Source organism: Microvirga guangxiensis (assembly GCF_900102135.1).
GTDB classification, from domain to species: Bacteria; Pseudomonadota; Alphaproteobacteria; order Rhizobiales; family Beijerinckiaceae; genus Microvirga; species Microvirga guangxiensis.
Map to the genome: position 1 here is coordinate 107,705 of NZ_FMVJ01000005.1, position 21,263 is coordinate 128,967.

Genomic DNA, 21,263 nt, shown 5'->3' on the forward strand with positions numbered 1-21,263 from the left:
TGCGACGTCTCGCTTTCTGTCGCTCCATGGGATTTCGCGCCTCTTCACGCCCTGCCAAGCATATAGAACTCGTCGTTGGGCCGCATGTTGGTGACGTTGGCCAGACGGTTCGACATGCCGAAGAAAGCGGCGATGGCAGTAATGTCCCAGGCATCCTCTTCGCTGAAGCCGTGGGCGCTCAAAGCGGCGAGATCGGCATCGCCAACGGCGTGGGCTTCGAAGGCGACCTTCATGGCGAAATCGAGCATCGCCTTCTGGCGGTCGGTGATGTCGGCCTTCCGGTAATTGATGGCCACCTGATCGGCGATCAGCGGGTTCTTGGCCCGGATGCGCAGGATCGCCCCATGAGCGACGACGCAGTATTGGCACTGGTTGGCGTTGCTCGTCGCCACCACGATCATCTCGCGCTCGGCCTTGGTGAGGTTGCCCGGCTTGTCCATCAGAGCGTCGTGATAGGCGAAGAACGCGCGGAATTCGTCCGGGCGACGGGCCAGAACAAGAAAGACGTTCGGAACGAAACCCGACTTCTCCTGTACCGCGAGAATGCGGGTGCGGATGTCGTCCGGCAGGTCGGAAATCTCCGGCGTCGGGAAGCGGCTGATGGGGGCGTCGGTCATGGAGCTTCCTTCTGTCGTTGAATGCGGCTTTTCTGCGGTGCAGCTTATTCGGCTTGGCACCGTCGGACAACGTGCCTAATTATGATAGGGCAGGAGAGATGACCCATGAGCGCACAGCAGATCGTTTCCGATGACCCCATCCTGATCCGCGAGGAGAACGAGGGCGTCGTCACTCTGACGTTGAACAGGCCGGGTCAGTACAACGCGTTGTCGGAAGAGATGCTGCACGCACTGCAGCAGAATCTGGACGAGCTTGCCGCCGACGAGAGCGTGCGCTGCCTCGTGATCGCAGCCGCGGGAAAAGCCTTCTGCGCGGGGCACGATCTCAAGCAGATGCGCGCGAACCCGCGTCAGGAATATTACGAGGACCTGTTCCAGCGCTGCGGTCGGGTGATGCAGAGCATCGTGAACTTTCCTGTACCAGTGATTGCCCGCGTGCATGGCATGGCAACTGCTGCGGGGTGTCAGCTTGTTGCATCCTGCGATCTCGCCGTTGCCGCACAGAGCGCGACATTCGCGGTCTCCGGCATCAATGTCGGCCTGTTCTGCTCCACGCCGGCGGTGGCGCTCTCCCGCAATGTCGCGCCCAAGCAGGCTTTCGAGATGCTGGTCACAGGGCGTTTCGTCTCGGCCAGCGATGCGCTCTCCTACGGCTTGATCAACCGCGTATCGCCGGATGCCGAACTCGATGCGGCTGTTGCTTCGCTGACATCGGATATCTGCTCCAAGAGTCCGGTCGCGATCCGCACAGGAAAGGCCATGTTCGCACGCCAGCGCAGCATGAGCCTGGAGGAGGCTTATGCCTATGCGGGGCAGGTGATGGCTTGCAACATGATGGCCGAGGATGCGGCCGAAGGCATCGACGCCTTTATCGGCAAGCGCAAGCCCGAGTGGAAGGGGCGCTGAGCTCGCCCGCTCTCAATCGGTTCCCGCGTGAGCGCGCGCCATCTCGCGCAGCTGGAATTTCTGGATCTTGCCGGTGGATGTTTTCGGCAGCTCGGTGAAGATCACCGTGCGCGGGCATTTGTAGGAGGCGAGGTGCTGACGGCACCATGCGATGAGTTCCTCTGCGGATGCCGATCGGTCGGGCCTCAGCTCCACGAAGGCGCAGGGCGTTTCGCCCCATTTCTCGTCCGGCTTCGCAACGACGGCGACGGCCTGGACCGCCGGATGCTTGTAGAGCGCATCCTCCACCTCGATGGAGGAGATGTTTTCGCCGCCTGAGATGATGATATCCTTCGAGCGGTCTTTGAGCTGAACATAACCGTCGGGATATTTCACGCCGAGATCGCCGGAATGGAACCAGCCTCCCGCGAAAGCCTTCTCGGTGGCGGTGGGGTTCTTGAGATAACCCTTCATCACCACGTTGCCGCGGAACATGACTTCGCCCAGTGACTTGCCGTCTGCCGGCACAGGCTGCATCGTGTCCGGGTCGAGCACGTCGAGAGCCTCCAGAACCGGATAGCGCACACCCTGACGGGCTTTCTTCGCCGCGTATTCCTCCGGCGACAGAGTGTTCCAATCCTCATGCCATTCGTTCACGACGGCAGGGCCATAGACTTCCGTGAGGCCATAGAGATGCGTGACGTCGAACCCGGCCGACTTCATGGCCGCCAGCACCGCTTCGGGCGGAGGAGCCGCCGCCGTCATGAAGCGGACCGTATGCGGCAGGCTGCGCTTTTCACCTGAAGGTGCGTTGAGCAGTGTCGACATGACGATGGGTGCGCCGCACAGATGAGTCACCTTGTGATCGGCGATCGCATCGTACATCGGCTTCGCACGCACGGCGCGAAGGCATACATGCGTTCCGGCGACAATCGACAGCGACCACGGAAAGCACCAGCCGTTGCAGTGGAACATGGGCAGCGTCCACAGATAGACGGGATGCTGGCTCATGGCGCTGGTGACGATGTTGCCCAGGGCGAGCAGATAAGCGCCGCGATGGTGATAGACCACGCCCTTCGGATCGCCCGTCGTGCCGGAGGTGTAGTTCAGGGTGATGGCGTTCCACTCGTCGTTCGGCAGGGTCCAGGCGAAATCAGGATCGCCCTCGGCGATGAAGTCCTCGTATTCGATTTCGCCCAGGCGCTCGCCCGCGCCGGAAAATTCCGGGTCGTCATAATCGATGACGAGCGGCTTCACGGCGGAGAGTTCGAGAGCAGCCTTCACGACGCTTGAGAACTCACGGTCCGTGATCAGAACCTTCGCCTCGCTATGCTCCAGGGAGAAAGCGATGATCTTCGCATCGAGGCGGGTGTTGAGCGTGTTGAGCACCGCTCCCGCCATCGGCACGCCGTAGTGACATTCGAGCATGGCCGGCGTGTTGGGCAGCACCACCGACACCGTGTCGCCGCGTCCGATGCCGCGCCGGCTCAAGGCTGAGGCAAGACGACGCGAACGGGCGTAGAAATCACGGTAGCTGCGCTTCAAGGAGCCATGGATGATGGCCGTCTGCTCAGGGTGAACATCTGCTGCGCGCTCCAGAAAGACGAGGGGCGTCAGCGGCTGGTAATTCGCCGGGTTCTTGTCGAGGTTCGTGTCGTAAGCGGTCGAAGTCACGAGCGTTTCCCCTGAAATCTGCCGATGGTTTTCTCAAGGCCCAATTCTAGCAAAAGCCAAGAGGCCCGTCTTGGGTGTTCGGGCTTAGCAATAAGATGGTCATCGAACGAGCGCAGGGCTGCCTTGCGAGACAGCCCTGCGCCATGTTGTTACTGACTGGCCTTCACGAGAGGGCACTCGCCTTCCGACAGAGGGCGGAAAGCCTGATCGCCCGGTATGGTGCGAACGAGCTTCAGGTAGTCCCAAGGCTCGCGTGACTCTTCCGGCTTCTTCACTTCGAACACATGGAGATCGTGGACCATGCGGCCATCTTCGCGAACCTTGCCGTTCTTGGCGAAGAAGTCGTTCACCGGAAGCTCCTTCATCTTCTTCGCGACAGCCTGCGCCTCGTCCGTGCCAGCTGCTTCGATGGCCTTGAAGTAGTGGATGAGCGACGAGTAGACGCCTGCCTGACCCATGGTCGGCATGGCCTTGTGACGCTCGTAGAAGCGCTTCGACCAAGCGCGCGTCTCGTCGTTGAGGTCCCAGTAAAAGGCCTGCGTCATCAGAAGGCCCTGCGCCTGCTCGAGGCCGATGGCGTGGACATCGGTGATGTGCATGTAGAGGCCCGCGAGCTGCACGCCCGAACTCGTGAGGCCGAATTCGTGCGCCTGCTTGATGGCGTTCACGGTGTCGGCGCCGGAATTGGCGATGCCGACGATTTTCGCGCCCGAGCTTTGCGCCTGAAGAAGGAACGAGGAGAAGTCGTGGTTGCCCTGCGGGTGCCTTACGCCACCGGCCACCTTGCCGCCCGCCTTGGTGACGGCTTCTGATGTGTCGCGCTCAAGAGCGTGGCCGAAGGCATAATCCGCGGTGAGGAAATACCATGGGCCGCGGCTCGCCAGAGGCTGGCCGGTGCCGACCGCGAGCCCATAGGTGTCATAGGTCCAGTGGATGCCGACCGGAGAGCAGAACTTGCCGGTGAAGTCCGACGAGCCGCCGGTGGAAGCGATGACGAGGCGGTTCTTCTGCCGTCCGATCTCCTGGATCGCCAGCATCACGGAGGAGGTCGGCAGGTCGACGATGGTGTCCACCTTGTCCACGTCGATCCAGCGGTTGGCGACGGCGGAGCCCACATCCGGCTTGTTCTGGTGATCGCCGGCCACGACCTCGATGGGCTTGCCGAGCACCTTGCCGCCGAAATCCTCCACGGCCATCTGGGCAGCGATGGTCGAGCCTGAGCCCGCCATGTCCGCATAGATGCCGGATTGATCGTTCAGCACGCCGATCTTGACGACGCCGTCGGAGATCGCGTCCGCATTCTGCGCGGAAGCGGGCAGGGTGGCCATGGACAGGGCGCCTATTCCCGCTGCCAGCGCAATCCGGTGCTTGTGAAGCATTGTTCTCTCTCCTCAGGTGAAATTCCTGGGCGAGAAGAAGCGCTCAATGCGTCCTTGTCAACGGAAAAGTTCGATATAAAGAACGAAATGTCTGTCTCATCGGCCGTTTCGATATGGCGCTCCGAAGAGCGCCATTCGCTTACAGCGGAAGATTTTTCAGTGACGACACAGCCGTCATCACGCCGCGCAGCTCGGCGAGCCCTTTGAGGCGTCCTATGGCCGGATATCCGGGGTGAGTGGGCTTGCCCACATCGTCTAGCAATTCGTGCCCATGGTCCGGCCGCATGGGGATGCGCCAGCGCGAGTCGCCCGCCTCCTTGCGCCGCTTCTGCTCCTCCAGCAGGGCGGTGACGACCGCCACCATGTCGGTGTCGCCGCCGAGGTGGTCCGCCTCCATGAAGGAGCCGTCCGGCTCCTTGGCGACATTGCGCAGATGCGCAAACCAGATGCGGTCCGCAAAGCGCCGCGCGATGGCCGGCACGTCGTTGGCGGGATTGGCGCCCAGAGAGCCGCTGCACAGCGTGACGCCGTTTGCAGGAGCATCGACAGCGCTGACGATGAAGGCGAGATCGTCCGCATTCGACACGATGCGCGGCAGTCCCATCAGCGAGCGCGGCGGATCGTCCGGATGGATGCACATGCGGATGCCCACTTCCTCGGCGACGGGAATCACCTCACGCAGGAAGCGCGCCAGATTTTCGCGCAGGCCAGCGGCATCGATGTCCTTGTAGCGCGCAAGCATGGCACGCAGGCCGGGAATGTCGTAGCGGTCGTAGGCGCCGGGCAGGCCAGCCATGATGTTGGACAGGAGCTTGTTGCGGTCTGCATCCGAGGAGCGGTCGAACCATTCCTTCGCGCGCGCCATGACTTCAGAGGATTGTTCGTCCTCCGCACCCGGCCGCTGCAGCATGAAGCAGTCGAATGCCGCATATTCATGCGCGTTGAACCGCAGGGCGGTTCCGCCTCCCGGAAGAGGGTGGGCGAGTTCGGTGCGTGTCCAATCGACCACCGGCATGAAGTTGTAGCACACCGTCGTGATGCCGCATTGTGCGAGATTGCGCAGCGACTGGCGGTAATTGTCGAAGAGGGGCGTGAGGTCGCCTTCGCCGATCTTGATGTTCTCATGGATCGGCAGGCTCTCGACAACGCTCCAGCGCAGTCCCAGCGAGGGATCCGCCGCGATTTCGGACTTGCGCTTTTCGATCTCGTCCACGCTCCACACGACGCCGTAGGGGATGTGGTGCAGGGCCGTGACGATCCCCGTCGCGCCTGTCTGACGAATATGCGGAAGCTGAACGACATCGTCGGGGCCGAACCAGCGCCAGGTCTGTTCCATGGGATCACCTTAAAAGAGGAGCCGAATTCGTGGGCCGGCTCTGACATTGAACGTTTGGGTTGCTTACATCACCGCGCCGATCTGCCAGGGCAGGAATTCGGCATCGCCATATCCGAGAAGTTCCGATTTCGAGCGCTCGCCCGAGGCGACCTTCAGGATCGTGTCGAAGATTTCCTGGCCCTTCTCGGCAATCGAAACGCCATCGAGGATGTCGCCGCAATTGATATCCATGTCGTCGATCATGCGGCGATAGATATCGGTGTTAGTGGCGAGCTTGATCGAAGGCGTGGGCTTGCAGCCATAGGCCGAGCCGCGTCCGGTGGTGAAGCACAGGATGTTCGCGCCGCCTGCCACCTGTCCTGTCGCGGAGACGGGATCGTAGCCGGGCGTATCCATGAACACGAAGCCCTTCGTGGTGACGGGTTCCGCATAGCGATAGACGTCGGTGAGCGTGGTCGTGCCGCCTTTGGCCGCGGCTCCCAGCGACTTCTCGAGGATCGTGGTGAGGCCGCCCGCCTTGTTCCCGGGCGAGGGATTGTTGTTCATCTCGCCCCTGTTGCGCGCGGTATATTCCTCCCACCAGCCGATGAGGTCGACGAGCTTCTCGCCGATCTCGCGCGTGGCCGCGCGGCGGGTGAGGAGATGCTCCGCGCCGTAGATCTCGGGCGTCTCCGACAGGATTGCGGTGCCGCCGTTCCGCACGAGAATATCGACGGCAGCGCCCAATGCCGGATTGGCCGTGATGCCAGAATATCCGTCCGATCCGCCGCATTGCAGGGCGAGCATCAGTTCGGAGGCGGGCACCGTCTCGCGCTCGAAGCGATTGGCGAGCGGGAGCATGTCGCGGATCGCGGCAACGCCCGCTTCGACGGATTTGCGCGTGCCGCCGGTATCCTGAATGGTGAGCGAGCGGAAGGTGTCGCTCTCCTGGATATTGTAGATCTCTTTCCACCGGCCGATCTGAAACACCTCGCATCCCAGGCCGACCATCAGCACGCCGGCCATGTTGGGATTGGAGGCATAACCCCATTGCGTGCGCTTGAGGATGTCGGCCCCTTCGCCTTTCTGGTCCATGCCGCATCCCGTGCCATGGACGAGCGGAATGACGCCGTCGATGTTGGGATAATCGTCGAGCATGCCGGAGCGCTCGACTTCCCGCGCGATGAAGCGGGCGACGGAGGCCGAGCAGTTCACGCTGGTGAGGATCGCAAGGTAATTGCGGGTGCCGACCGTTCCGTTCGCGCGCCGATAGCCCTGAAACGTCGCCTGCTGCTCGGCCGGCAGAAGGGGAGTGGGCCTCGCGTCCTCGGCAAAATGCCAGTCGCGGGCGAAGGCGTGCATCTCGATGTTGTGCTCATGCAGCCACTCGCCCGGTTCGACAGGCTTCGACGCGAAGCCGATGATCTGACCGAACTTGAAGATCGGCTCACCTACGGCAATCGGAGAAACCGCGATCTTATGGCCTTTCGGAATGCGCTCCCTGGCCGTCACGCCATGCACGACCGCGCCAGGCATGATGGCATCGACGGCGACGACGAGATTGTCGCGTTCATGAAGGCGCACGATCCGCGGTGCCTGTGTCGGCTTGTCCAGCATGGTCAGTCCTTCCGACGATGCACAGCTGTGCTCATGCGCTGAGAACTTCCGCTGAGGCTACGGTTTCAGGCTCGAAGAGGTGCGGATGCTGCTCGGCGAGCTCCGGCAGCGAGCGTAGGATTTCGCTCAGATGCTGATGCATCGCCGCCTCTGCCGCCACCGGGTCCTTCTCTTTGATCGCATTCACAATGAGCACGTGTTGGGCGAGAACCACATGGCGCGGCACGGCCTTCGCCATGTCGAGAAAGCGCACACGGTCCATCTGCGGCTTGACGTCCTCGATCATGCGCCATGCCTTGGGGCGGCCTGCCGTCTCGGCAAGCAGCCGGTGAAACTCTTCGTCGAGCGAGAGAAACTCTTCCGTCGACGCGGAGCGCTGGACGCGGCGTTGCCGTGTGAGGCTGGCATTCAGCTCGGCCAGCATGACGGGCGTGGCCTTCAGCGCCGCTTCCCGCACGACCGCGCATTCCACAGCTTCGCGAATGAAGCGCGCATCCTCGACGCCCGCTCGCGAGATCTTGACCACCTGGGTGCCGCGTTGAGGGAGAACCCGCACGAGACCGGCCTCGCTGAGCTTGATCAGGGCCTCCCTGACAGGCGACCTGCTGACCCCGAATCGCTCCGCAAGATCTTGTTCCGACAGCATTTCCCCCGGGGCGATCTGCATCGTCACAATGGCCTGGCGCAGGGCGCGTGTGACCTGCCGGGCCATCGGTTCGCGGCCGTCGTCGAGCTTTGCGAGGGGGCGTTTCTTAGTCATAAGTGGCACACTACCATACTAGTAGACCATTGCAAAGGCGTTCAGAACGCTCTACTCTCCTTGCGTAAACTTGAAGGCGACCGGCGAAGGCCGACTTGAAGCGCCGAGGGAGAACGCCATGCTGATCCATCCGGACCGGCTATTTCCTGCAGAGCCTGCAGCGCGCGATGTGGCGCGCAGGCTCTATGAGGGAATCAAGGATCTGCCGATCATCTCGCCGCATGGCCACACGGATCCCCGGTGGTATGCCGAGAACGAGCCGTTCCTCGATCCGGCGACGCTTTTCGTCATTCCCGACCACTACATTTTCCGGATGCTCTACAGCCAGGGCGTGCGCCTCGAGGATCTCGGTATCCCGACCAAGGACGGCGGCGCCGTCGAGAAGGACCCGCGCGCGATCTGGCGTCGCTTCGCGGCGCATTACCACCTCTTCCGCGGCACGCCCACGCGCACATGGCTTGATCATACTTTCGCGACGCTCTTCGGCTTCACGGAGCGACTCTCGGCTGACAATGCCGACGCTTATTACAACCGTATCGATGAAGCTTTGCGCATGCCGGAGTTCCGCCCCCGCGCGCTGTTCGAACGTTTCCGCATCGAAGCCATCGCCACGACGGAAAGCCCGCTCGACCCGCTGAAGCACCATCAGACTATTCGTCAATCGGGTTGGGGAGGGCGCGTCGTGACGGCCTACCGCCCGGATCCGGTCGTCGATCCGGATTTCGACGGTTTCCGGGAAAACCTTGAGCGCTTCGGCGAGATCACGGGTTGCGACACGTCGACCTGGAGCGGTTATCTGGAGGCGCATCGCAAGCGCCGCGCCTTCTTCCGCGAATACGGCGCGACATCCACCGATCACGGACATCCGACGGCCCGAACGGCTGATCTCTCGCGTGCGGATGCCGAAGCGCTTTTCCGCCGTGTCTCGACAGGCGATGCAGGCCCTGGCGACGCGGAATTGTTCCGCGCCCAGATGCTTACCGAGATGGCTGCCATGAGCGTGGAGGATGGGATGGTGATGCAGATCCATCCCGGTTCCTTCCGCAATCACAACCAGCAGATTTACAGCCGCTTCGGCCGCGACATGGGCGCCGACATTCCCTCGCAGACCGACTATGTGGGAGCGCTGAAGCCGCTGCTCGACCGCTTCGGCAATGAGCGGAACCTGAGCGTCATCCTCTTCACGCTCGACGAAACGAGCTATTCGAGAGAGCTTGCTCCGCTCGCCGGTCACTATCCTATCCTGAAGCTCGGCCCGGCCTGGTGGTTCTTCGATGCGCCGGAGGGCATGCGCCGCTTCCGCGAGCTCACCACGGAGACGGCGGGTTTCTACAACACCGTCGGCTTCAATGACGACACGCGTGCCTATCTCTCGATCCCCGCGCGCCACGACGTGGCCCGGCGTGTCGACTGCGCCTATCTCGCCAATCTCGTGACGACTCACCGCCTCGATGAGGATGAAGCGCACGAGCTGGCCTACGACCTCGCATATCGCCTCGCGAAGGAGGCCTACAAGCTGTGAGAACGGGCATGGCCCTCGACGGCCATGCTGCACAGAACGGGAGGAAGACCATGAAGAACCTGATCACCAGACGCAACTTCGTCGGCGGGGTAGCCGCCGGCGCCGGGCTCGCCACCGTTGGCGGACGAGCTTTTGCTCAGCAGCTGGCGCTGCCGACCAGCCCTGTGACGCTCAACATCATCGACGTCGCAGGCAATCTGGCGCTGACCCAGAAAGCCATCGAGAACTATCGCAAGGCGAAGCCCAATCTCGTTTCCCGCATCACCTTCACCAAGGCTCCCGCGCCTGAACTCGCGGGCAAGCTGAAGGCGCAGCAGGACGCGGGCCGTGTCGATATCGACCTCGTGCTCACCGGCACGGATGCGCTGTCCGCCGGTATCGAGCAGAAGCTCTGGGTGGAGGTCATGGCGCAGCATGCGAGCGCTCTGCCGAAGCTCGACGACATCTATCTTCCGGCAGCCGCGAAGATGCAGACGCTGGCCAAGGGCCAAGGCGTCGTCGTTACCTATTATCCGTCGGGACCGATCCTCGAATACATGCCCGACCGCGTGAAGAAGGTGCCGACCACCGCGGAGGAACTCCTGGCCTGGACCAAGGAGAACCCGAACCGCCTGATCTATGCGCGTCCCGCGAATTCCGGTCCCGGCCGCACCTTCATCATGGGCCTTCCCTACATCCTGGGAGACAGCAATCCGCAGGATCCGGCGAAGGGCTGGGACAAGACCTGGGCCTATCTCAAGGAGCTCGGCCAGAACATCGAATATTACCCGTCCGGCACGGGCGCAGTGATGAAGGAGCTCGGCGAAGGCTCGCGCGACATGACCGTCTCCACCACGGGATGGGACATCAACCCGCGCGTTCTCGGCGTCGTCCCGAAAGAGGCGAAGGTCGCTGCGCTCAAAGGTTTCCATTGGGTGGCCGATGCGCATTACATGTGCATCCCGAAGGGCCTGTCCAATGAGAAGATCGCCGTTCTTCTCGACCTGATGAACTTCCTCCTCACCAAGGAGCAGCAGGCTTACACCTACGACGAGGGATACTTCTATCCCGGTCCTGCGGTGAAGGGTGTCACCCTCGACATGGCTCCGCCGGAAAGCCAGGCCGCGATCAAGGAGTACGGGCGCCCCGAATACGAGAAGTGGATCGCAGAGAACCCGATCGAGCTGCCGCTCCAGCCGGAGCAGATGGTAGTGGCGTTCCGCATGTGGGACGAGCAGATCGGCGGAGCGAAGCGCAAGTAACCTGAGGACCCGCGATGACCATAGCTCTTTCACAGTTCAACGAAGTTCGGCTTGATCGCGTCAGACGCGAGTTCGGCGCGCTCAACGCTCTTCGCGATGTCTCTCTCACGATCCAGCGGCGCGAGTTCATCGCGCTGCTCGGACCGTCGGGCTGCGGCAAGTCGACGACGTTGAATTGCATCGCGGGTCTTCTCCCCGTCACGGGCGGCGCGATCTGGCTCGACAAGAGCCGGATCGACACGATGCGCCCGGAAGAGCGCGGGTTCGGGATGGTGTTCCAGAACTATGCGCTCTTTCCCCACCTCAACGTGCGTCAGAACATCGGCTTCGGCCTCAAGATGCGCGGGACGCCGAAAGCGGAAATCGACCGCAAGGTGAACGAGGCCCTGAGCCTCGTGCGTCTCGAAGGCCAGGAGAACAAGCTGCCGGGCCAACTCTCCGGCGGCCAGCAGCAGCGCGTGGCCATTGCCCGCGCCATCGTCATCGAGCCGCCGCTCGTTCTCATGGACGAGCCGCTGTCGAACCTCGATGCGAAGCTGCGTCTCGAAATGCGAGCTGAGATCCGGCGCATTCACAACGAGCTTGGGGCAACAACGATCTACGTGACCCACGATCAGGACGAGGCCCTGTCGCTTGCAGACCGCATCGTGGTGCTGCGCGACGGCGTCATCCGTCAGGTGGGAACGCCGAAGGAGCTCTATGATGCCCCGGCCCATCTCGATGTCGCCGATTTCATGGGCTTCCGCAACAAGCTGAAGGGCAAGGTCGTCTCCGTCGATAACGGCCGCGCGCTTCTCGATGTGGAGGGCGCGCGGATCAGCGGCGTCGCGCGCGAGAGCCTGTCCGTCGGCTCGACCGCTTACGCGGCAATCCGCCCGGACGATCTGGTTCTCGGCGAGCCCGGCGAGAACGCATTGAAGGTCAAGGTCGACACCATCGAATATCGCGGCCGCGAGTTCGTGGGGACGGCCCATTCCGAAGGCGGTCTCGATTTCGTCTTCCGCTCGCATCAGCCGGTCGAGCTGGGTTCGGTCGTTTATCTGCAGGCCGACAATCAGCGGGTTCTCGTCTTCGCCGAGCCGATCAAGGGGAGGCAATGATGGAGGCCGTTGCGCCCACGACGCATATCGAGCACGGACCCAGCCTGCGGCAGCGGCTGGCTGCGAGGGGCTTTGACGCCGTCACCCTCCTTGTGGTTCCCGCCGCCATCTTCAGTCTGCTGCTTTTCGTTTATCCTTTCGCCTTCGGCTTCATCCTCTCGTTCGAGCCCAAGAACGGCGGATGGCTGGCCAATTACCAGCGCTTCTTTTCCGATTCCTATCTTTACGACACGATCGGCAACACGCTGCTTTTGTCGATTCCCGTCACGCTGCTGAATCTGCTGCTTGCGGTTCCGATCTCGTTCCGCGTGCGCCTCATGCGGCACCAGCGCCTGCTGACGACGATCCTGGTTCTGCCGATCACCCTCGGCACCGTTCTGGTCGCGGAAGGCTTGTTGAATTATCTGGGGCCTCAAGGGTGGTTCAACCGCACTCTCGTGACCCTCGGGATCATCGATCAGCCGTTGAGGCTCGTGCACAATTACTGGGGCGTTTTCGCCTCTCTCGTGATCACCGGATTCCCGTTCACGTTTCTCCTGACCCTGTCCTACGTCACCGGCATCGATCCGGCGCTCGAGCAGGCTGCGGCGACGCTCGGGGCGAGCGCGTGGCAGCGTTTCCTTCACATCTATCTGCCGCTCCTGATGCCGGGATTTGCCATCACGTTCTGCCTGTCCTTCGTGCAGGCCTTCTCGGTCTTCCCATCGGCGGTCCTGCTCGGTGAGCCCGCAGGCACGACCCGCGTGATCTCCATTGCGGCCTATCAGGCGGCGTTCGAGGAATACGATTACTCCATGGCCTCCGCAGTGGCGATGATCATGGGCTTCGTCCAGCTCGCCATCGTCGTGCTGGTGCTCGCGTCCCGCGGGCTGTTCTACCGCGGCCCGGCCTCCGGCGCGAAAGGGTGACGTCATCATGATCCGCGATACGACGATTGGCGCGAAGCTGTGGGCCGTGGCGGTCTGGAGCGTTGTCGGCTTCTTCATTATCAACCTGCTCGCCATGATCGCAACCGTGGTCACGAGCTCCTTCGCCACGCGCTGGCTCGGCACATGGCTGCCGGTCGGCTGGACGACGCGCTGGTACTCCTCCGCCTGGAACGAGTTCCAGCTCTGGGACATCCTGATCGTGACGTTTCAGGTGGTGGGAGTCGTGGTTCTGATCTCCGGCTTGCTCGGCGTGACGGCGGCTTATGCGCTTGCGCGGCGCGACTTCCCTGGGAAGCGCATTCTGGTTCTGCTTTTCCTGCTGCCGCTCCTGATCCCGCCGATCACCTTCGGCATTCCGCTTGCAACGGTGCTGTACCGGACCGGGCTGGCGGGCACGTTCTGGGGCGTCGTCGTGGCCAATCTCGTGCCGACGGTCCCCTTCGTGATCCTCGTCATGATCCCGTTCATCGAGCAGATCGACCCGAAGATTGAGGCGGCGGCCCGGGTGTTCGGCGCCAATACCTTCAAGCTGTTCATCCATGTGCTCCTGCCGCTGCTGCTGCCGGGCATCCTCGCGGCGCTCCTGCTGGTTCTTGTGCGCACCATCGCGATGTTCGAGCTGACCTTCCTCGTGGCAGGCCCGACGAGTCAGACGCTGGTTGTCGCGCTGTATTATGCCGTCTTCGCGGCGGGTGTCCGCGCGGTTCAGTCCATCGACGCCATGGCCGTGGTCTACATGGCCACCACGCTCGTGTGGCTCGTGATCGCTCTGCGCTTCGTCAACCCGACGCAGATCGTTACCCGCGCCAAGCAGCAACCCGCCCATTGAGGATGTCATGTCGAAGCGCTTAAGCGAAGCGAACCTCAATGATCTCCCGCGTGCCGTAGAAAGGCCGCGCTACGACCGCCGCGCGGTCGCGACGGGAATCGTGCATCTCGGCGTGGGCGCCTTTCACCGCGCTCACCAGGCGGTCTACGTCGACGACGTCCTGGCGCAGGATCCGCGTTGGGGCATCGTCGCAGCAAGCCTGCGCAGCCCCGATACCTATGACGCACTTCAGCCGCAGGATGGGCTTTACACCCTCTCCGTTCGCTCGGGAGAGGGGGAGCGGCTGAGGATCATCGGTGCGATCGAGCGCGTCATCGTCGCGCCGGAGGCGATCGAGGACCTTCTGCGCGTGATGGCCTCTCCGCAAACGCGGATCGTCTCGTTGACGGTGACCGAGAAGGGCTATTGCCACGATCCTGCAACCGGAATGTTGAACGAGAAGCATCCGGATATCGTCCACGATCTGCACAATCCGCATCTGCCCCGGTCCGCGCCTGGTTTCATCATCGAGGCCTTGCGACGCCGCCGCATGGCGGGCATCCCGCCTTTCACTGTGCTGACCTGCGACAACCTTCCCTCCAACGGCCGCACGGTGAAACGTGTTCTGACGCGTTTCGCGGAATTGAGCGATCCGGCTCTCGGCCGTTTCGTGGCGGATGAAGTGGCTTGCCCCTGCACCATGGTCGACCGGATCGTTCCCGCAACGAGCGATGAGGACCGCAGACGAATCCGGGAAGAACTGGGTGTCACCGATGCATGGCCCGTGGTCACCGAACCCTTCACGCAATGGGTGATCGAGGACAGCTTCCCTCAGGGGCGTCCGGCCTGGGAAACGGTGGGCGCGGAGTTCGTGACGGATGTGGAGCCCTACGAGCATATGAAGCTGCGGCTTCTCAACGGGAGCCACTCGACGCTCGCCTATCTCGGCTATCTCGCCGGATATGAAACCGTTGCCGACACGATGGCCGATCCCGCCTTCGAGCGTCTCATCACTGGTCTCATGAACGAGGAAGTGACATCGACGCTCCACATGCCCGCAGGCGCCGATCTTCCAGCCTATAAGCGGGCGCTGATCGAACGCTTCAAGAACCCGGCTCTTCGGCATCGCACATGGCAGATCGCCATGGACGGATCGCAGAAGCTGCCGCAGCGCCTGCTCGGAACGGTGCGTGACAGGCTTCGTGAGAACGCTCCCATTCAACGCCTTGCGCTCGGCGTCGCAGCCTGGATGCGCTACGTGACCGGCATCGACGAGAAGGGTGCTCCCATCGATGTGCGCGACCCGATGGCCGCGCGTCTGCGCGAGACGGCGGACCGGGCTGGAGACTCAGCTGAGCGGCTGGCCAGCGAGTTGCTCGCGTTGCGGGAAATCTTCGGGGACGATCTGCCCCAGGACGAACGCTTCACCGGCCCTGTGACGGCTGCTTTGCAGCAGCTTTATGTCAAAGGCGCGAAGCGCACCGTGGCGGAGTGGAACTAGTCCTTCAGTCCCTCGATGTTGTAGATCGGGATGGCACGGCTCAGCCCTTTCAAATGGAAGTCGCCGAGGGAGGTGGTGACGGCCATCTCATCGATCTCGGTGGCAATGCGCTGTGTCACCAGGATCTGCCCGTCGCGCGCCTCCGAGCAGAGGCGCGCTGCCACATTCGTCACGGTGCCGATGGCCGCATAATCGAACCGCCCCTCGAACCCGATCCGCCCCAGCGTCGCGTAGCCCTGTGAGATTCCGATTCCGAAGCCGATGGAATAGCCGCGAAGCTGCCAGTCGCGGGCAAGCGCTTGAGTGCTGTCGCGCATGGCGATCGCGAGGCGTACGGCCCGCGCGGCAGGGTCGGGGCAGGGGATCGGATCGTTGAAGAAGATCATCATGCCGTCGCCGGCAAACCGCTCGAGCGTCCCCTGTTCCGCATGGATCAAGGGGCCGAGGGTCGAGTGGTAGGCCTTCAGCAGATCCATCACCTCTTCAGGCGCGGCGATCTCGGCAAAGCTCGTGAAGCCGCGCAGATCGCAGAACAGCACGACGATCTCCCGACGATGATGCTTGAGGATTTCGGCGTTGTTCCCTTTCGAGGCGATCATGTCGGCCACCTGCGGCGGCAGGAATCGCCTCAGGTCGCGCAGACGTTCGAGTTCCTGCACCTGTTGCTCCACGCGGGTCTCGAGGTCGCGGTTCAGGATGGACAATTCGGCGGCCTGCGCCTGAACGGTGTCATAGAGGGTCTTGATCCGCAGGAGCGAGCGGACCCTTGCCACGAGGGTCGCGGGTTCGAACGGCTTTGTGAGATAATCGTCGCCCCCGGCATCGAGGCCTGCGACCACGTCCTTGATGGTCGACTTCGCCGTCAGCAGGATGATGGGGATTGCGCGAAGGGCTTCATCGCTCTTGATCTTCTTGGTGACCTCGATCCCGTCCATCTCCGGCATCATGATGTCGAGCAGGATCAGGTCGGGACGAAGTCTGCCGGTCTGCTCCAGCGCCTCACGTCCGTTCGCGGCGGTCGCGATCTCGTATCCCTGCGCCTCCAGGCGCACCCGGACGATCTCGATATTCTCCTCGATGTCGTCGACGACAAGGATAAGAGGACGCTCGCGCATGGGCGTCATTCCAGAAGCTCGCGAATCTTCGCGAGAATTTGGCGCGGGCTGAAAGGCTTGGCGATGTATCCGTCGCATCCGGCGGCCCACGCTTTCTCTTCATCGCCTGACAGGGCATAGGACGTGACGGCGATGATCGGAGGAGGCTGGATGGCGCCGTTGCCCTTGATGTGCCGGATCGCCTCATAACCATCGAGAATAGGGAGCTGGATATCCATCAGGATCAGGTCGGGCCGGAATTCCGTGGCGGCCGTCACGGCGGCTTGCCCATCATGCGCCTCGCAGATCTCGAAGCCGGCATTGGTCAGGAGATCGCGCAGGATCCTGCGGTTGTCCTCCGTATCCTCCACGATCAGGATCCGCTTGCTCATCATGCGGCCTCTGTCGCTGACCGGGTTTCCAGCGGAAGATCAATGGTGAAGGTCGATCCTTCTCCCGCAACCGAAGTCACCTGGATCGTTCCGCCATGCATCTGCACGATGCGTTTCGAGATGGCGAGCCCTAGACCTGTTCCGGTGCCGCCGTTCATGGCGTTCGAACCCTGCTGGAAAGCCTCGAAGATGAGCTTCTGGTCTTTGAGCGGAATGCCGATGCCGGTATCGTTGATGGCAATTCTCAACCGTCCGCCGTCCACTCCGGCCAGGACCTCGACGGAGCCCTTATCCGTGAATTTGATGGCGTTTCCGACGAGGTTGACGAGAACCTGGGTCAGCCTGCGCTCATCTCCGTTGCCATAGGGCAAGCCTTCCGGGACCGACACGCGAAGCGCAAGCCCCTTGGCCTTGGCGAGAGGCTCCGCCGTTGTCACGACGGCATGAATGAGATCCGAAACCGAGTAAGGCTCCGAGGCGATCAGCAATTCGCCTGCCTCGATTTTCGACAGATCGAGAATGTCGTTGATGAGCGCAAGCAGATGCCTGCCGTTCACCTGCACGCGGGTCAGAACGCCATGGGCTTTCTCGGGCAGGTCGCCGTAGAGTCCGTCGATCAGCAGCTCGGTATAACCGAGAACCGCATTGAGCGGCGTGCGAAGCTCGTGGCTCACATTCGCCAGGAAGCGCGACTTGGCTTGGCTTGCCTCCTCAGCCTGCTCCTTGGCCTGCCGCAGAACATCCTCGAAGAGCTTCAGGTCGGTAATGTCGAAATAGGTGAGCATGCGTCCGCCATCGGGAAGCGCAATGATGCGGTATTGAAGAACCTGACCGTTCTTCAGGCGCATCTCGCTCGTCGCCGCGGCGCCGCTCTTGATCTCCGCGACCCGTCTTGTCTTGTAGGTCTGCCATTCCTCGTCGGACACGTCGTAGGTGTCGAGTTCCCGGCTCTTCTCCATGTCGTCTTCCAAGGAGCGTGAGCTGTCATAAAAGCCTTCGGGCATCTGCCAGATTTCGCGATAGGCGCGGTTGGCAAGGCGGACGCGGAAATCGGGGTCGAGAAACAGGATGCCGTACTGAATGGCTTCGAGCACCGCATTGAGGTCACGCAGGGCCGCTTCGGTTTCCTTCTTGGCCTGCTTGAGCTGCGCTTCCCGCTGCTTCAGCTCGGTGATGTCGTTGAAGGCGAAAAGAAGGGCGGGCGACGATTCATAATCGGCGAAGCTCGCATTCACCAGAGCCCAGAATTCACTTCCATCATGACGCTGCAGGCGAACCTCCACATCCCGGACGCGCCCTTCCTGGGACAGGACGCGGAGAATGCGCTCACGGTCGGCAGGATTGGCATAATAGTTCGGCGCGGGCGTTCCCCGCAGCGCCTCCTGATTGAGGCCGATGGCCTCGGCGGTGCGGGCATTGGCATAAAGGATCCGGCCGTCGGACATCCTGCTCACGACCAGCGGATAAGGCGCCATCTCCAGAAGACGCCGCTGGCGCTGCTCGGCAAGAGCAATGGCATCCAGCGCCCGCTTCTGCTCGGTGATGTCCACATAGGTGAGCATGCGCCCGCCATCCGGCAGCGCCACGCAGTGATAGCGGAGAACCCGGTTGTTCGGCGACTGGATCTCGATGGGCGCCTCGTCGCAATGCCGGACATCCTCCATGCTGCGCTCGACGAAATCGTCCTCGTATTCGCTCTCGATGCAGAGCGCGTGGCTGTGATGGATGATCACATCGCGAATGGGCGTGCCCTTGGCGAGCTGGGCTTCAGGCACGGCCCACATGTCCTTGTAGGCCCTGTTGGCGAGGCGGATCTTCAAGTCGGGGCTCAAGAAAAGAATGCCGTAATCGATGGTGTCGAGAAGCGCATTGAGTTCACGGTGACGCGCAAGTTCCCGCTCCGCCTTCTCACGTTCGCACAGCTCGTAAGCCAACTCCTCGTTCAGCTTGGCGAGGCTCGCGCTTCTTTCGCTGAGAGCGGTCTCGCGGGCGTCGAGTTGCCGGGCCATGGTCGTGAAGGCTTCCGCCAATTCGCCGATCTCATCCTGTCTCTTGAGATTGAGATGCGTCTTGAATTCGCCTTTCGCCACGGAACTCGTCGCCCGCACCAGCAGGCGCAGGGGCACGGCGATCTGGCTCCTGAGCGTGGAGCTCATGATTGCGATTTCGAGGAGAAGCGCCAGCACGCCCATGAGGAGGATGAGACGGGCCGTCTTCCAGGCACTCTCGGCCGCCACATCCAGCGGATAGACGGTTGCGAGCGTCCACCCAGGCCCGCTCAGCTTCGTGACGGCGATCACCTGGTTGTCGGCCTGATCGCGAATGACGGTCTGATCCGGCGAGCGTTCATGCGTCAGCCGGTGGATGTTCTCCAGGCCCGGATCGCCTGTCTGGGACACAGGCAGCGAACCGCTGCGCGCCTGAATGGCATCCATGAAGCGAGGATGAGCGATGATGCGTCCTTCATCCGAGAAGAGGATGTTGTAGGTTCCGTCCAGATCCGTGCTGACCGCGCGCCCGATCAGGTCATGGACAAGAATGTCCTGCCCGATCCTGATAGCGGGGCGTCCATCCACGAGGGCCGGGCGTGTGACGGATACGAGCCAGTCGTTGATGCCGTAATCGAAGTAGAGCTCCGACCATCGCTCCTTGATGGAATTGCCGATCGTCCCGGTTTTGGCGACGAGCACGCCGTCCTGGTTTTCCGCCAGCAGGCTCAGCTTGCCGGCGATCTCCCAATCGCCTGCGCGCAGGGCCCAGGGCTGCTCCGGCCAGTACATGATCACCGCGCCTTCCGGTGTCATCACGTACAGATTGGCGAATTGGCTTTTCCATGCAGGCCCGAATTGCGTGATGAGGTCGAACGCCACCACGAGGCGGCGCTTGAGGTCGCGCTCGATCATCACGTTCTTGCCGATGAAGCCTGTCACGCCATAGGTCTTGAAGACGTTTTCCGTCAGGCGCGTGGTGCCGTCGGGACGCTGCTCGAACAAGGCGGCGAAGCGTTGCTCGGCTCCGATCGGATCCATCTGGGTGATCTCACGCAGATAGCTGTCGGAGAAGGTGCGGATATTGCTGCTGGCGAGATCGAAGATGGCGCTTTCACGCACGCGCCGTTGCTCCACATAGCGCTCTAGGTTCTCGGTCGCCTGCTGTTCGAATCCGGTCTTCACATGCCAGTAGCTGAGGATGGTGGCCGCAGCCACCACGAGACTGATGCGGATTGCAATCTTGCGGAGCGTCTGCAGCGTGAGGGAACGCTTGGGACTCGTGATCTTGGAGGGAGCAGCAGGCTCAAGGCTTGTCATGGAACGGCCCTGGCGAGAGGAGGCAGGTCCGTGATGCCGAGTTTTCTGCCGATCCTGTCGTTGAAGAACAACTCGCCCTCCCGGTTATGAGAGAGGGGAATGTCGCTGGGCTGGACGCCTTCGAGAATGCGAAGTGTCGCCTGACCCACCCAACGCCCCTGCTCGTGAGGGCTTTTCACCACGCCGATGAGGCTCACGGCGGTGAGCCACTCGAAATCCGTTCCGCTCGGAATCCTGCTGTTCTCCTCCACGAAGCGTGTCGCATCGGCGAGGTTCCAGTCCGGCAGCGCTCCGACCCCAAGGATCAGGAGCATGTCGACCTCCTTCTGCGCGCGCAGGAAGGCTTCCTTCCACTCCGCATGAGACTTCACGAAATAGGTCTTCTCATAGGTGATCCCGAAAAGGCGCTCATGAAATGTGAGCTCCTTCCGCTTGACCTGCGTGTCCTCGGACAGAAAACCGAGTCGTGAGCCGCGCGCATGCCGGCGCATCAATCTGATGATCTGAGGGATCGGCGAGACCTCCACCATGCCGGTGGTGTTGCGGTAGGGGAGGCCGTATGTCGAGGCGTCCCAGTTCAGGCCGCAGAAAACGACCGGGATCGACGCATTGCGCAGGTATGGCATGACGAGATGCTGCGTGGCAGGATCGTCATTGGTTGTGACCACGTCCGGCTTGAAGTCTTCGATCGTCTTCAGAGCCGCCAGAGCTGAAGCATGGATATCGCTTTCCGACGGATGCCGCTTCGCATCCATGTGGAACACGCGCAACTCGACGGATTTTCCGCTCAACGTTTCCTGCAGGGCAGCCACGATCCGGTCGTTCCACTCGTTTCCCTCATGATAGGAATCGATATGGAGAACTTTTCGCGCACTCTCCTGCGCCAGAGCGTGTCCCATAGGAAGGATTGCTAGGGCGCAGATCACAAGGCGGACAAGCGCTGCTTTCCGGGTTCCAAGCCGTGCATCTTCGAAACGTCGTGACATGGCATAATCCGATCGATTGAACGTTCGATTGCCTTTGGCGGACGCTTGTCCTTCTCACATAGTGCCGCGGGCTTATGCCTTGCTTGTGAGTTTCGCTTGTCGAAACATACTATGCCGCGAAACTGCCGCTCCCAA

At 62.1% G+C, this 21,263-nt stretch carries 17 protein-coding genes; 7 read left to right on the top strand and 10 right to left on the bottom strand.

Annotated features, from left to right (window positions below):
* Positions 1-44: 44 nt before the first annotated feature.
* Entirely contained in the window at positions 45-617 is a 573-nt protein-coding gene (locus BLP10_RS09385) for a peroxidase-related enzyme (RefSeq protein WP_091133701.1), read from the bottom strand.
* Positions 618-722: 105 nt separating this feature from the next.
* Between BLP10_RS09385 and BLP10_RS09390 the strand changes: the two genes are divergently transcribed.
* Positions 723-1,523, top strand: coding sequence for an enoyl-CoA hydratase (locus BLP10_RS09390; RefSeq protein WP_091133703.1), 801 nt, complete (start codon positions 723-725; stop codon positions 1,521-1,523).
* Between the two features lie 12 nt (positions 1,524-1,535).
* Here the strand turns inward: BLP10_RS09390 and BLP10_RS09395 are convergent, their stop codons facing one another.
* The 5 genes from BLP10_RS09395 to BLP10_RS09415 form a co-directional block, all read right to left on the bottom strand.
* Positions 1,536-3,176, bottom strand: coding sequence for an acyl-CoA synthetase (locus BLP10_RS09395; protein ID WP_175493855.1), 1,641 nt, complete (start codon positions 3,174-3,176; stop codon positions 1,536-1,538).
* Between the two features lie 149 nt (positions 3,177-3,325).
* Positions 3,326-4,555 (bottom strand): ABC transporter substrate-binding protein, encoded by a 1,230-nt coding sequence (locus BLP10_RS09400; protein ID WP_091133707.1) that lies wholly within the window; start codon positions 4,553-4,555, stop codon positions 3,326-3,328.
* Between the two features lie 139 nt (positions 4,556-4,694).
* Entirely contained in the window at positions 4,695-5,891 is a 1,197-nt protein-coding gene (uxuA, locus tag BLP10_RS09405) for a mannonate dehydratase (protein WP_091133709.1), read from the bottom strand.
* 63 nt (positions 5,892-5,954) lie between these two features.
* Positions 5,955-7,487, bottom strand: a complete 1,533-nt coding sequence (locus BLP10_RS09410; protein WP_091133711.1) for a UxaA family hydrolase — start codon at positions 7,485-7,487, stop codon at positions 5,955-5,957.
* A gap of 31 nt (positions 7,488-7,518) precedes the next feature.
* A complete protein-coding gene (locus BLP10_RS09415; RefSeq protein WP_091133713.1) occupies positions 7,519-8,247 on the bottom strand; it encodes a GntR family transcriptional regulator in 729 nt (242 codons plus the stop codon).
* A gap of 118 nt (positions 8,248-8,365) precedes the next feature.
* Here BLP10_RS09415 and uxaC point away from each other — a divergent pair, with 118 nt between their 5' ends.
* The 6 genes from uxaC to BLP10_RS09445 are packed head-to-tail and all read left to right on the top strand — an operon-like array spanning position 8,366 to position 15,348.
* Positions 8,366-9,769 (top strand): glucuronate isomerase, encoded by a 1,404-nt coding sequence (uxaC, locus tag BLP10_RS09420; RefSeq protein WP_091134271.1) that lies wholly within the window; start codon positions 8,366-8,368, stop codon positions 9,767-9,769.
* Positions 9,770-9,819: 50 nt separating this feature from the next.
* Positions 9,820-11,010: an ABC transporter substrate-binding protein gene (locus tag BLP10_RS09425; protein WP_091134273.1), complete on the top strand. Its 1,191-nt coding sequence runs from the start codon at positions 9,820-9,822 to the stop codon at positions 11,008-11,010.
* 14 nt (positions 11,011-11,024) lie between these two features.
* Positions 11,025-12,110 (top strand): ABC transporter ATP-binding protein, encoded by a 1,086-nt coding sequence (locus BLP10_RS09430; protein ID WP_091133714.1) that lies wholly within the window; start codon positions 11,025-11,027, stop codon positions 12,108-12,110.
* A complete protein-coding gene (locus BLP10_RS09435) occupies positions 12,110-13,018 on the top strand; it encodes an ABC transporter permease (RefSeq protein WP_091134275.1) in 909 nt (302 codons plus the stop codon). The genes BLP10_RS09430 and BLP10_RS09435 overlap by 1 nt, the downstream gene beginning before the upstream one ends.
* A 7-nt stretch (positions 13,019-13,025) precedes the next feature.
* The gene (locus BLP10_RS09440) at positions 13,026-13,868 is read left to right on the top strand and encodes an ABC transporter permease (protein WP_091133716.1); all 843 of its coding nucleotides are present in this window, start codon (positions 13,026-13,028) and stop codon (positions 13,866-13,868) included.
* Between the two features lie 7 nt (positions 13,869-13,875).
* The gene (locus BLP10_RS09445) at positions 13,876-15,348 is read left to right on the top strand and encodes a mannitol dehydrogenase family protein (RefSeq protein ID WP_091133718.1); all 1,473 of its coding nucleotides are present in this window, start codon (positions 13,876-13,878) and stop codon (positions 15,346-15,348) included.
* Here BLP10_RS09445 and BLP10_RS09450 read toward each other — a convergent pair.
* The 4 genes from BLP10_RS09450 to BLP10_RS09465 are packed head-to-tail and all read right to left on the bottom strand — an operon-like array spanning position 15,345 to position 21,128.
* Positions 15,345-16,463, bottom strand: a complete 1,119-nt coding sequence (locus BLP10_RS09450; protein ID WP_091134277.1) for an adenylate/guanylate cyclase domain-containing protein — start codon at positions 16,461-16,463, stop codon at positions 15,345-15,347. The two genes, BLP10_RS09445 and BLP10_RS09450, sit on opposite strands and share 4 nt — an antisense overlap.
* Positions 16,464-16,468: 5 nt before the next feature.
* A complete protein-coding gene (locus BLP10_RS09455) occupies positions 16,469-16,837 on the bottom strand; it encodes a response regulator (protein WP_244510467.1) in 369 nt (122 codons plus the stop codon).
* Positions 16,834-20,142 (bottom strand): PAS-domain containing protein, encoded by a 3,309-nt coding sequence (locus tag BLP10_RS09460; protein ID WP_091133722.1) that lies wholly within the window; start codon positions 20,140-20,142, stop codon positions 16,834-16,836. The genes BLP10_RS09455 and BLP10_RS09460 overlap by 4 nt, the downstream gene beginning before the upstream one ends.
* Complete coding sequence (locus BLP10_RS09465; protein WP_091133724.1) at positions 20,139-21,128, bottom strand: ABC transporter substrate-binding protein; 990 nt, start codon at positions 21,126-21,128, stop codon at positions 20,139-20,141. The genes BLP10_RS09460 and BLP10_RS09465 overlap by 4 nt, the downstream gene beginning before the upstream one ends.
* Positions 21,129-21,263 lie beyond the last annotated feature (135 nt).

Bases quoted from the DNA above. Each gene is read 5' to 3' on its own strand.
- BLP10_RS09385 (WP_091133701.1), bottom strand. From the start codon at position 617: ATGACCGACGCCCCCATCAGCCGCTTCCCGACGCCGGAGATTTCCGAC.
- BLP10_RS09390 (WP_091133703.1), top strand. From the start codon at position 723: ATGAGCGCACAGCAGATCGTTTCCGATGACCCCATCCTGATCCGCGAG.
- BLP10_RS09400 (WP_091133707.1), bottom strand. From the start codon at position 4,555: ATGCTTCACAAGCACCGGATTGCGCTGGCAGCGGGAATAGGCGCCCTG.
- uxuA (WP_091133709.1), bottom strand. From the start codon at position 5,891: ATGGAACAGACCTGGCGCTGGTTCGGCCCCGACGATGTCGTTCAGCTT.
- BLP10_RS09410 (WP_091133711.1), bottom strand. From the start codon at position 7,487: ATGCTGGACAAGCCGACACAGGCACCGCGGATCGTGCGCCTTCATGAA.
- BLP10_RS09415 (WP_091133713.1), bottom strand. From the start codon at position 8,247: ATGACTAAGAAACGCCCCCTCGCAAAGCTCGACGACGGCCGCGAACCG.
- uxaC (WP_091134271.1), top strand. From the start codon at position 8,366: ATGCTGATCCATCCGGACCGGCTATTTCCTGCAGAGCCTGCAGCGCGC.
- BLP10_RS09425 (WP_091134273.1), top strand. From the start codon at position 9,820: ATGAAGAACCTGATCACCAGACGCAACTTCGTCGGCGGGGTAGCCGCC.
- BLP10_RS09430 (WP_091133714.1), top strand. From the start codon at position 11,025: ATGACCATAGCTCTTTCACAGTTCAACGAAGTTCGGCTTGATCGCGTC.
- BLP10_RS09435 (WP_091134275.1), top strand. From the start codon at position 12,110: ATGGAGGCCGTTGCGCCCACGACGCATATCGAGCACGGACCCAGCCTG.
- BLP10_RS09440 (WP_091133716.1), top strand. From the start codon at position 13,026: ATGATCCGCGATACGACGATTGGCGCGAAGCTGTGGGCCGTGGCGGTC.
- BLP10_RS09445 (WP_091133718.1), top strand. From the start codon at position 13,876: ATGTCGAAGCGCTTAAGCGAAGCGAACCTCAATGATCTCCCGCGTGCC.
- BLP10_RS09450 (WP_091134277.1), bottom strand. From the start codon at position 16,463: ATGCGCGAGCGTCCTCTTATCCTTGTCGTCGACGACATCGAGGAGAAT.
- BLP10_RS09455 (WP_244510467.1), bottom strand. From the start codon at position 16,837: ATGATGAGCAAGCGGATCCTGATCGTGGAGGATACGGAGGACAACCGC.
- BLP10_RS09460 (WP_091133722.1), bottom strand. From the start codon at position 20,142: ATGACAAGCCTTGAGCCTGCTGCTCCCTCCAAGATCACGAGTCCCAAG.
- BLP10_RS09465 (WP_091133724.1), bottom strand. From the start codon at position 21,128: ATGTCACGACGTTTCGAAGATGCACGGCTTGGAACCCGGAAAGCAGCG.